This window comes from Bacillus halotolerans, assembly GCF_001517105.1.
Taxonomy (GTDB): Bacteria; Bacillota; Bacilli; order Bacillales; family Bacillaceae; genus Bacillus; species Bacillus halotolerans.
Genome location: NZ_LPVF01000007.1, coordinates 1 through 12,796, shown reverse-complemented (window position 1 = coordinate 12,796; position 12,796 = coordinate 1). Strand labels below are relative to the sequence as shown.

Genomic DNA, 12,796 nt, shown 5'->3' with positions numbered 1-12,796 from the left:
GCCTGACGTTCAAACAGCCCATGCAGCGTCGGAGCTAACGCTGAAACAGCTCCCGTCGTATTATATTCAGCAACCATTTTCTGTGTTTTGTCATGATCTAGTAACGTCATCTTTGAAACAGGAAGAGAAGGATCAGAGATGACAGCTGAAATCATATGCTGTAAATAATCTTTTATCTCAGCTATTATGCCAGGCTCATATAAACCTGTATGAAAATTGATGCGCACGAACAATGTGCGGCCTGGAATCACTTTGACGCTGCAACCATAATTAGTCTCCTCCGCCATCGCAAAGTTTTCCACTGAGAAACCGAACGATCCAGTCTGGTTTAGTCCTTCAATTTCTTGCTGGGTCGGCACGTTTTCAAACACGATAATATGATCAATGAGCTCTTGTTTAAGAGCACTCTGTGCTTGAATGTCATATAGAGGGAAATAACTGTATGCTTCTGCTTCAGTCATTTCCTTTTGCATCCGGCTGACCAGGCCAGAGAAAGAAAGAGCTTTGCTTTGGACCCGGATGGGGATGGTATTGATAAAAAGGCCGACTATATTTTCTACATCCTCCAGCTCAGAGGGCCTGCCTGAGACGACTGATCCGAACACGGCATCGTCACAGCGATTGAATTTTTGCAGTAAAATTCCCCACAAAGCTTGGAAAACGGTGTTAAGCGTTGCACCGGATGCTGCTGCGATTTTCTGCAAATCGGACGTTTCTCTTTCAGAGATGGTAAACGTGACCTGCTGTAATTCACCTTCTGATACTTGCTCGTTTCTTTTTGGCAAAGAAGAAGCTTTCTCGAAATGCTGCAGCCGCTTTTTCCAATATGCAGCTGCCTCTTCACGATCCTGCTGCATCAGCCATTTAATATACGTTCCGTACGGCTGAACTGGCTGCAAATATGGAAGCCGCCCTTCTCCCAGCGCTTGATAAATGTGGAGAAAGTCTTTAATGATGATGCCTAAGCACCATCCGTCCATTAAAATATGGTGATGGCTCCAGATGCATACGTAACGCTCAGGCGCCCATTTTAAAACTGATATTCTCATCAGTACATCCGACTGAAGATCAAAGCCCCTTTTTTTATCTTGTTCCTTGAATGCTTCTGTACAATGTTCTTTCTCTCTCTCATTAAGATGAGAAATATCTTCAAAATGAACATGGCAAGAACGGTTTTTAAGCACCACCTGACGAGGTTTGGCTACATTTTTGTAGATAAAAGTTGTTCGAAAGATTTCATACCTGTCAAAAACAGCGTCCATACTTTTCTGGAAACGGTCTAAGTCAAGCTGCCCATTGATTGTAAAAGACGCTTGTTCAAAATAAGCTCTCGACTGTTCATCATACAGCGAATGAAAAAGCATCCCCTCCTGCATAAAAGACAAGGGATATATATCCTGTATTTCGGGTTGCTGCGGCATCAATGAATCTCCTCTCCTATAGTTTGTTGACGGCCCCCATAATCTCACTTAAATCCTCCAGCGTTAAATCCTCATCAGTAAAATCAGCAGCACTCCATTCGCGGTTTTTTTTGCCCGCGCAATGCTGAATCATGTTTTCAAGCGCATGTTTAAAATGATCGGCTAATGCTTGTATGGTTTGTTTCTTAAATTGAAGATGGTTATAAATAATGTGCATGTGCAGGCATCCTGATGAAACGGCTCCGCTGATATCAAGCACATAAGGCCGCTCCCAATCCGGGCTGATTTCATTCCCTGTCTTAATATCAGAAATCTCAAAAGCTTTTGATTGAACATCCTGATCAAACTGGCCTAAGTAATTAAAGCTGATTTCCGGGTCGCTGTACTCAGAATCCCATATCTTATTGATATATTTCAGCACTCCATAGCCTGCGCCTTTATGCGGTATGCGGTGCAGCATGTCTTTTGTCTGTTTAATGTGTCGTCCCAGCCGCTCACCTTCATCCGTATGGTCAGAATCACTCATATCAAGCCATACAGGATAAATTGAAGTGAACCAGCCTACAGTTCTGTTCATGTCGATATTGTCAAGATAATCTTCTCTGCCGTGGCCCTCCATACTGATTTTGAAATGGTCAAGTCCCGTCCATTCCTGCAAGGCTAGGCCTAAAGCAGTCAGAAGGATATCATTCGTTTCCGTGTTGTATGCATTGTTTGCACCAGTTAACAGCAATTCTGTATCTTCACGAGACAGCTCGAAATCAATTACTTCTGTATCTTTGAATGAGTTCGATGTGATCGAATGATCTTTGGGAATACGCTCAATATGCCGGTCCTCCCGCTCATTCCAATACGCGATTTCACGCTGCAGACGACGGCTTTTTGAATAGTCAGCCAATGTTTGTGCATAAGTGAAATATGAATCCGTTTTTTCCGGCAGTACGATGGGTTTTCCTGAGACTGCCTGTTCGTAAGCAATTGAAAAATCCTCAAATAAAATGCGCCATGAAACGGCATCAATGACTAAGTGATGGATCGTCAGAAACAAATGGTCTCCATCTTCGGCTTTAAACAAACCAGCATGAAGCAAAGGGCCAGTCTCCAGTCGAATGGTTTGCTGAATTTGGTTTGTTATTTCTTCAATCTGTTTGTGTGCTTCGGCTGACAAGCCCTGTGCATTTCCGGCTGTATTTGAACGATGATCTCTAATATCAAACAGATCGAAGGCATATAGCTCCTCATCCGGAAGATCTGCTCCTCTGTTAACCTGTACAGGCTTGCCATCTTTGTAACGGCATATGATTCTCAGTGCGTCATGATGTGTCACCAAGCTTCTCAGTACATTTCTGAGTGCAATGTCATCAAACCGTTCAGCCCGGTAGAGCATGACAGATTGATTAAAATGATGGGCTTCCAATGATTGTGAGAAAAACCATTGCTGTACAGGTGTCCAAGGCAGCTCGCCTTCGACTGGCGTTTGGTCAATTACGCGTACGGCTTTTCGAACGCGGGCAGACAGTTCACCAAGCGTCTGATGCTCAAACATCTCACGCACTGTCGTTTCATAGCCTCGCTGCTTCAGCCGTGCACACACCTGCAACGCTTTTATTGAATCCCCTCCAAGCTCAAAGAAATTTGCGCTGACACCTATCTCCTCCGCTTCGAGCAGTTCCTCCCAAATGTCAGCCATCGCCTTTTCAATCTCATTTCTAGGGCTGATATCATTCTCAGCTTGAGCGCGCTTATCTGGTTCCGGCAGGGCTTTCTGGTCGAGCTTGCCGTTAACCGTCAGCGGGATGCTGTCAATTTGGATCAAGCGGGCAGGCACCATAAAATCAGGCAGAACGGCTCTCAGGGCAGCCCTGATATCTGCTTCATTTACGACCTGTCCATCTTCCGCAACCAAGTAAGCATATACAGCGGATTGGCCTTGTTCATCATCTCTTGTGATGACAGCAGCCTCTTTGATTATTGGAAGCTGAAGCAGAGACGCCTGGATTTCGCCGAGCTCGATGCGGTGTCCTCTCACCTTTACTTGATCATCAATGCGGCCCATATATTCCAGATCTCCACTTGCCAGACGCTTTGCAAGGTCTCCGGTTCGGTATAATCTGTCTCCCGGAAGATAAGGATTAGGTACAAATCGGGCCGCGGTCAGATCATCTCTGTTCAAATATCCCCGGGCTACACCTTCTCCGCCAATATACAGCTCTCCTGGAACTCCTGTAGGCTGTAGATTCATATGAGCATCCATCACATAAGCCTGAAGGGTTGCCAGCGGTTTTCCGATATTGCTTTTATTTTTTTCTATATCAGCTGAGGTCAATTTCTTATATGTCACATGTACAGTTGTTTCAGTAATGCCGTACATATTGATCAGATCAGTATCAGGGTATTTCTCGTTCCAGGTTACAAGCATGCCGGGCTGTAAAGCTTCTCCGCCGAAAATAACGTATCGCACATGTAATCGGTCCGTATGGTTTTCTTCTTCATGAATGAGTCCGTAAAAAGCAGTTGGAGTCTGATTGAGTACTGTGACGCCTTCGTTTTTTAACAATAGGCGGAATGCGTTTGGATCGCGGGCTGTTTCTCTGGAGACAACAACCAGCGTACTTCCATTCAGTAACGCTCCGAACATTTCCCATACTGAGAAATCAAAGCAATATGAATGAAATAAAGTCCACACGTCCTCACTGCCAAAATCAAAAGGCAGGTCCTGATGCTTCAATAGACTAATCACATTACGGTGCTCGACAACGACGCCCTTTGGCTGCCCAGTGGTTCCAGATGTATAAATCACATAAGCTGGCTGGTCTGCTAATGTTTCTTGGGCTTTCAAATCAGGCGAAATCAATTCGTTTACGGCGTCATTCAGGTATAAAATTTGCCCATGGTAATCCGCCGGCTTGTTGTGTCCGTGCTCTGTCAGGAGAATTCTCGCCCCGCTGTCATTCAGCATAAAGCTGATGCGTTCTTGAGGATATTCTGGGTCAATCGGCAAGTATGCCCCTCCGGCCTTTAGAATAGATAAAACGCCAATCACCATATCAGGCGATCGATCAAACATTAAACCGATGATATCCCCGGATCGGACTCCTTGTTTCATCAGCATAGCCGCTGTCCGTTCTGCTTTTTCATTCAGGTCCCGATAAGTCAGCCGTATATGATCGCATACGACTGCGGTATGTTCGGGATGTTCAGCTGCTTGTTTTTCAAATAAACGAACGATGCTTTCATCTCTTGGATAGTCAGCATACTGACCCATCGTTTCAAGAAGCAATTCGCGCGCTGGAGCAGATAGCAATTGCATTTCCGAAAGCTTCCTATGGATATCAGACGTTATTCCTTTCACCAGCTCAATAAAATGGGAAGCCCATCTTGCAATGGTCTCTTCTTCAAACAGCGCGGTACTGTATTCGAAGCGGCAGCGAATGCCATCGGAATGCTCCTCAGCGTGTAATGTCAAATCGAATTTAGATACATTGTGTGACGGGGTTACAGACGAGATAGATAAACCAGGCACTTCAAACCGGAAATCTTCGCTGTTTTGAAGCACGAGCATCGCGTCAAACAGCGGATTGCGATTTACCTCCCGTTTCGTTTCAAGCTTATTGACGAGCTCTTCAAAAGGATAATCCTGATGCTCGTATGCAGTCAGAGCAAGTTCGCGAATTTCCTGCAAATAAGAGCTGAACGTTTTGCGGCCCTCAGGCTGGCATCGCATAGCTAATGTATTGACAAACATCCCGATGACTCGCTCCAGAGCAGCGTGCGGTCTCCCGGCAGCAGGCGAGCCGACAACGATATCCTCCTGCCCGCTCAGTTTGGAAAGCATGATGGAATAGACAGCCAGAAGGAGCATATACATCGTCGTTCCCGTTTCAAACATCAAGCGGTGCAGTTCTTCCGCCGTTCTTTTATCAATGTTTACTTCAAATGTTCCGCCGCTGAAATCAGGCAGAAGCGGCCTCGTTTTATCAAGCGGCAAATCCAATACTGGAAGGCTGCCGCCAAGCTGCTTCAGCCAGTAGGCCTCCTGTTTGCTGTAATGCGTTTCCGGAAACTTCTCCTGCTGCCAAACCGCAAAATCCTTATAATGCAGGTTTAAAGCTGGAAGCTCTTTTCCGCAATAAAGATCAGTGAATTCTTGGACGAGTGTACTCATGGAGATTCCGTCAGCAATGATGTGATGCATATCAAGCAACAAATAGGCTCTTTCTTTTTCGAGAGATATCAAGCTTGCTCTAAAAAGCGGTCCCGCGGTGAGATCAAACGGTTTGATAAAGGACGAGATCGCAGACTGCAGCATTTGCTCTGATTCAATTTCAAGCTCTTTCAGATCAGCTGTCAGCGTCGGATGAATCTTTTGCACTGGCTCTCCGTTGTTCAGTTCAAATGCCGTACGCAATGATTCATGCCGATTCACAAGCTCTGTGAGAACTTTTCTCAATCTTCCGCGATCCAAATGTCCTCGCAGTTCCAGTACCGCCGGCATGTTGTAACCTGTGCTGTCATCTGCCAACTGGTAAAGAGCGTATAATCTTTTTTGCGAGAAAGACAGCGGATAAACATCTCTAAAATCCGCAGGTTCAATCTGCGTAAAAGCATGCTCATGTAAACTCATCAGTTTGGCTGCCATGCTTTCCACGGTCGGATAAGAAAAAACGTCACTGAGCGGCAGCTCGATATTCAGCCGTTTATGTATTCGTGATACGAGTGTGGCTGCTTTTAAGGACTGTCCGCCTAATTGGAAGAAATCATCGCGAATACCGATTTGATTTTTGTTCAGCACCTCTTCCCAAATGCGTGCCAGTTCCGTTTCCATTAAGGTTTGTGGCGGCATGTACGTTAAGCTAGTTGTGTTTTCTGGTTCCGGAAGTGCGGAACGGTCGAGCTTCCCGCTGGATGTTAACGGCATTTGAGTGATTTTGATGATGCTTGCGGGAATCATATAGGACGGCAATGTACCGGCAAGATGCTGGTGCAGATTTGGAAGGCCGTTTCCTTTTTCCGGAACGATATAAGCAACGAGTTCCTTTTCCTCATCAGAAACATCACGGGCCAGCACTGCAGCTTCCTTCACTCCAGATGCTTGCCGAAGAACAGTTTCAATCTCACTTAATTCAATGCGATATCCCCTGATTTTTACCTGATCATCAAAACGTCCAATATATTCAATCGTGCCATCAGGCAGGAAGCGCCCTGCATCCCCGGTTCGATATAAGCGTTCCCCTTTAAGGAATGGATGGTCTGTGAATGCTTTCTCTGTTAGCTCTGTCCGCTTATAGTACCCCCGGGCGAGACCCGCGCCGGAAATACACAGTTCACCCGCCGCGCCTATCGGCTGCAGCTGCTCTCCTTGTAAAATATATACTTTTGTATTGGCGATCGGGCGTCCGATCGTGATTCTCTCTTCTTCGTTCAGATGACGAAGGATTGTTGTTGCCACACTGTTTTCTGTCGGTCCATATTCATTTGCAAGTTCAGCGGAGGGACAAATCTTTCTGCTGGTCTCAAGCAGGTCGGGAGTCACTGCCTCGCCCGCAAATGTCACGATACGAAGACTTTTTGCATCTTCAGCAGTCAGCACTTCTAATAACACCCGGTACAAGGAAGGAACAATAAGCATATGACTGACCTTGTATTGAGCTATTTTCCGTCTGAGGGCGAGCACGTCCTTCGCTTCGTTATCTGTTGTCAGCAGCACGCATGCGCCGGACAGAAGCGGAGTAAACAAGCTCGTCACGCAGCCGTCGAAAACATAGGAAAACAGATGAAGTGCTGTATCCCCTTCGCTCATGCCATACTCTTCCCGTCTCCACTGCAAGGTATTTGCAATTCCTTGATGGTCAACGAGCACTCCTTTTGGCCGTCCTGTCGTTCCTGACGTATAGATCAGGTAGGCAAGCTCACCAATCGATGCATCAGGAGAATCCGTTCTGTAATGTGTTGTATGTCCTGATGTCACAATACTGCCTTCATAGCCTGACGGGATAGATGAAATAAGTTCTTCTTCTGTCAGTAAGAGAGCTGCTTGACTGTCATGCAGCAGAAAAGAAAGCCGCTCTTTCGGATAACTTGGATCAAGAGGCAGATAAGCGCCTCCGGCTTTCCAAATTCCAAGCAGGGCAGCAGCCATGTCCATTGACCGTTCCATCATCACAGCGACAATCCCGCCAGATCCAGCTCCCTTTTCTATCAGGGCGTGTGCAATCTGATTGGCTCTTTCATCTAATTGCCGATATGTCCGGCACTCATCTCCCATTCTCAAAGCAGCCGCGTCAGGTGTTTTGAGAGCCTGTTCCTCAAATAATTGGGATAGCGTTTTATTTGGATAATGGCGCTCCGTTTCGTTAAACGATTGAATGAGCTTTCGTTCTTCAGTAGGCACAATGTTGATGCTGTCGACAGCAATATCGGGATTTGACAAAATACAATCCATTGCCTCCATGAGGTGCCCCTGAATCCGAAGCACCTCTTCACGTTCATAAACGGCGGCATTGTAGCTGAATTTAATATAAAATGATTCACCTGGAACGATGACAACGTTAAGGTCATAGCTGGTTTGCTCTGACATAGAAATGTCATCAAGCTTCAATGCGTTTTCGTCATTTTCGCTTTGCCTATTGACTGCCTGCTGAAGCTGTACAGGATAATTTTCAAAGACAAGAATATGATCGATCAATCCTTGCTTCAAAGCACTGCTGTTTTGAATCTCGTAAAGCGGATAATAACCATGCTGCTCAGAACGTAAAGTATCCTCCTGCACGGATTTGACAAGCGTAGAAAATGCCATTTTCTCTGCAGATCGAATACGCACCGGAACAGTGTTAATAAACAAGCCGACCATTGACTCGATCCCGTCAATCGCTGACGGACGTCCGGAAACAACAGAGCCGAAGACCGCGTCATCCGTACCGTTGTAACGATGGAGAAGAACACCCCATAGACTCATAAATAAAGTGTTTAATGTAACTCCCCAATTTTGAGCAGCTGCTGTCAATTTCTGAACGATAGCCGGCTCTAAAGAAAAACGGATATTTGCGGCTTCATATTCCCCGTTCGCTGAGCGGCTTTTTAGTTTGGGAATAGAAGCGGTATTGCCGTACTCCTGCAGATAATCTCTCCAGTATGCAGCGGTTTCTTCTTGATCTTGTTCTCCGAGCCATTCAATATAACGGCTGTACGGCACCGTGCTATCGAGCTGTACAGGCCTGTTATTTTTAAGTGAGTCATACATGCTGAAGAATTCTTTGAGGATGATGCCCAGGCACCAGCCATCCATGATGATATGGTGATGCGTCCAGACACATGTATATGTGCTGTCTCCTCTATCAAAAAGCGTGAGCCGCATTAACGGATCTTTTTGCAAGTGAAACCCTTTTTCCCGGTCCTGCTGCATAAAGTCTTCTATCAGAGCAAGCTGCTCATCATGTTTCAGGTGAGAAAGATCTTCCCTTTGTACGGTCAATTCCCGGTTTGTCAGCACAACTTGCTGCGGCCCAGTGAGGTCTGGAACCTCCTTAATGAATATGGTTCTGAAAATATCGTATCGGGAAACAAGAAGATTTAAGCTTTTTTGAAACGAATCGATACACAGGCTGCCTGTAATGGTAAACGAGGTTTGTTCCACATAGGCTTTAGAGCTGAAATCAAGCAGTGAATGAAACAGCATCCCTTCCTGCATGTACGATAACGGATAAATATCTTGGATCTGTGTTGCTTGCGTCATCAATTCCACACACCTTTTCCAAAAGTTAAAGATCTTTAACGAGATTTTCGATGCTAGATAATGCGGATGGCGTTAGTTCTTTGTTGCTGAAATCGCTCAGCGTTTTTTCTCGTTCTTTTTTCTTTGTACAATGCTCAATGATCTCGATAAGATGACTGTGAAAGCTGTCCATCAAACACTGAATTGTGTTTTCGTGGAACACCCGGGTGTATACTGCTTTGACTTGCAGGCGTCCGTCTGTTATCAGAGCATTAATATCGAGCTCGTACTCTCTTTCTCTCTCCCCCGCTATTTCGTAACGAGGCTGATAAGAAGACAGTTGAAACAAATCTGAACTCTCACCTTCGCTGAATTGTCCAAGATAATTGAAGCTGATCTCAGGCTCTTTATGCTGTATGGCTCCCTTTTGTACTAATAAGCCGTAGCCCGTTCCCTTGTGCGGCACTCTTCTCAGCCTGTCCTTTGTCCCTTTGATTCTGTAACCGAGCTGATCTTCAGATGAATGCGGTGCACTCATGTCCAGAAGGATAGGATAAATAGAAGTGAACCAACCTACTGTTCGTGAAATATCAATATTCGGAACATGTCCTTCTCTTCCATGGCCCTCAGCGCTGATCACAATTTGTTCGTGCCCGCTCCATTCGTAAAGCGCCATTCCTAAAGCGGTCAGCAAAAGTTCGTTGGCATCAGTACCATAGGCTTGCTGCGTTTCAAACAGCAGTTTTTTAGTCCAGTCACTGGCTAATACAAACGCAGCTGTTTCAGCACTGCTTTGATGCCTGTCCGACTCAGCCGTGTCCTTAGGCAGAAAAACGTTATGAGCATCCAAAATCGTTTGCCAATATGTTATTTCTGATAACAATTGCCGGCTCCCGGCTATCTGTGCCAGACCGTTGGCATATGATAAATAAGAATCGCTTTTCGGCGGCAGTTTGATCTCTGTTTGCTCCAAAGACTGTTGGTAGGCTGCAGCTAAATCTTCAAGCAGAATCCTCCAAGAAACGCCATCTACAGCGAGATGGTGGATCGTAATCAGCAAATGGTCTCCCTCTGTCGTTTTAAACAATCCCGCTTGCAGCAAAGGTCCTTCTTTTACATTCATATTGCTTTGAAGCGCGATTTCCTCAGCAGAAAATTTTTCCTCCAAGAGTATGCCTTCTGCCTGTTCTTTTGTCCAATCTGCTAGATGAAATCCGAACAGTTCGTTTTCAGTCATCTGAATTCCGCGATTATACTGAACGACACGCCCGGTATGATCCTGTGTAAAAACCATGCGAAGCGCGTCATGATGCTCAGTCAATTTGCGCAGCGCTTGGCGAAGTGCGTCAGCATGAAACCCCTTTTCGCTGAAAAGCATGACCGATTGGTTGTAATGGTCATGAAAAGCATGACGCTGATCAAAAAATCTGCTCTGAATCGGTGTGAGATCCGCTTCACCTTCGATAGGCTTCTGTTCTGCCTGAGATATCAGTGGAGTGATATGGTTGCTCAGCTCATGAACTGTTGGATAACGGAATAAATCTTGTATCGTCATGCTCCAGCCTTCAGCTGCCAGCCGGGCGGACACTTGCAGTGCTTTAATAGAGTCTCCTCCAAGCTCAAAAAAGGAGTCGTGAATGCCAACTCGGGACACGCTCAGCACGTCCTCCCAAATCTGCGCTGTCATTCCCTGCAATTCGTTGACCGGTGCAGTATACGGCCGCGAGACAGTTTCATTTGGTGCCGGTAAGGCTCTTCTGTCCAGCTTCCCGTTTAATGTCAGCGGCATAGTTTCCAAAGGAATGATATGCGCAGGAACCATATATGCCGGCAGCATTTTTGATAAAGCACCGCGGAGAGCCGTTGTATCGGCATCGGAAGGCAGAATATACGCTGCCAAACGAGCCTGTCCATTCGTATCATTTTGAACCGCAACAACCGCTTCATTGACAAGTCCGGTTTGGAGGAGCACACTTTCAATTTCTTCTGTTTCGATTCTGTACCCGTTTATTTTTACTTGATGATCTATCCGGCCAAGAAGCCTGAGAGTGCCGTTTGGAAGCCAGCAAGCCAGATCCCCTGTTCTGTACAGTCTTTCTCCGGGCACAAATGGATTTTCTGTAAATTTCTTTTCCGTTAATTCAAATTTTCCGTGATAGCCCTTGGCAACGCCGGCTCCGCCGATACAAAGCTCGCCGGCAATACCGATCGGCTGTATTTGGTCAGTCTGGCTGAGTACGTACAGTTTTACATTGGGAAGCGGGATGCCGATCGGTACGCTGTCTCCCGAATACTCTTCACCCATATTCATTTCATAGTAACTTGAATCGATCGTGGCCTCTGTGACCCCGTAACTATTGATTAAGCGCATTTTGTTTCCGAAACGGTCCGCCAGTGTTTTGAAATCATGGGCTTTCACCATATCCGAACCAAGAATAAGGATGTCTAAGTCAGGAAGACTAAGCTGGTTGCGGTAAACATATTCCATAAATGGGACAATGAGTGCCGGTGTTGACTCCATGATCGTGATACGCTGGCGGTTCATCAATGCATATAATTCAGCAGGTTCAAGCCTTGTTTCATCAGGACAAATGACTAGAGTCCCTCCGTTGGCCAATGTCCTCGCCAAGTCTCCTGAAAAGACATCAAAGGAAAAGCTCGCCATTTGAAGCAGCCTGACAGGCATTTGATCGAGCTGATATATGCTGCGCCATGCAAGAACAGCATGAGCAAAGTTGCGGTGCGTAACGATAACGCCTTTAGGCGCACCGGTTGTTCCTGACGTATAAATGATATATGCCGAGTCCTCCGGGGCAGGAGATGAAGAAAGGTTGCATCTTTTTGCTTCATAGAAACTTTCATCATCAAGACTAATGCGAGAAATATCACCTATATCTGAGCCTGCAATCAAATGCTTTACTTCATTCTGTAAAAGAAGAATTTCAGCCCCGCTGTCTTTGAGAAGATATTCAACCCGGGCTTTTGGATAATGAGAATCTATCGGAATATACACGCCGCCGGCTTTCATAACAGCTAAAATGCCAACAATAGCATCAATGGATCGCTCCGCTAAAACAGCAACGATTGGCTGCGTCTCTTTTCCTTTTTCTTGCAGTGTACGCGCCAGACGATTGGCTTTTTCGTTGAGATGGCGATAGCTGATCTGTTTTTCACCGTCAATAACAGCAATATGCTCCGGTGTCTCTTCAGCCCTCTTTTCAAACATGCGATGAAAAACGGTATCAGTTTGAGAACATTCAACGTGGGTTTTGTTGAGTTCTATCAACATCTTTTGTTTTTCTTTTTCGCTGAGTATATCCACTTGTGAAAGAGTTGTATTAGGATTTGACGTGGCAGCACGCAAAAATTCGGTAAAATGAGCTGTCCAGCGTTCAATTGTCGTTCTCATAAATACATCGATACTAAATTCCATGTCACATTTGATGACTCCATCTGATTCAGCCGCCATCAACGTCATGTCAAATACAGAAATTTGATGAATGACATTTGCAGGCCGGGCTTTTATGTCTCCAAGATGAATGTCTTGTTTGTCCATATTTTGAAGAATAAACATCGCATCAAACACTGGATTTCGGCTCATATCCCTTGTCACTCCGAGCTTGTCGACAAGCTCTTCGAACGGATAATCCTGATGTTCGTAAGC

At 45.7% G+C, this 12,796-nt stretch carries 2 protein-coding genes and 1 pseudogene; all 3 read right to left on the bottom strand.

Translation table 11 applies throughout. From position 1 onward, the window contains the following. Nucleotides 1–1,421: condensation domain-containing protein (locus tag AU387_RS02590; RefSeq protein ID WP_241495289.1), on the bottom strand; the 1,421-nt coding region annotated here is incomplete at its 3' end. 16 nt (nt 1,422–1,437) lie between these two features. Beyond that, on the bottom strand, nt 1,438–9,153 hold the full coding sequence (gene fenD, locus AU387_RS02585) for a fengycin non-ribosomal peptide synthetase FenD (RefSeq protein ID WP_059334704.1): 7,716 nt from the start codon (nt 9,151–9,153) through the stop codon (nt 1,438–1,440). Nucleotides 9,154–9,178: 25 nt separating this feature from the next. Continuing rightward, a pseudogene (gene fenC / locus AU387_RS02580) lies at nt 9,179–12,796 on the bottom strand (fengycin non-ribosomal peptide synthetase FenC); the annotation flags it as partial.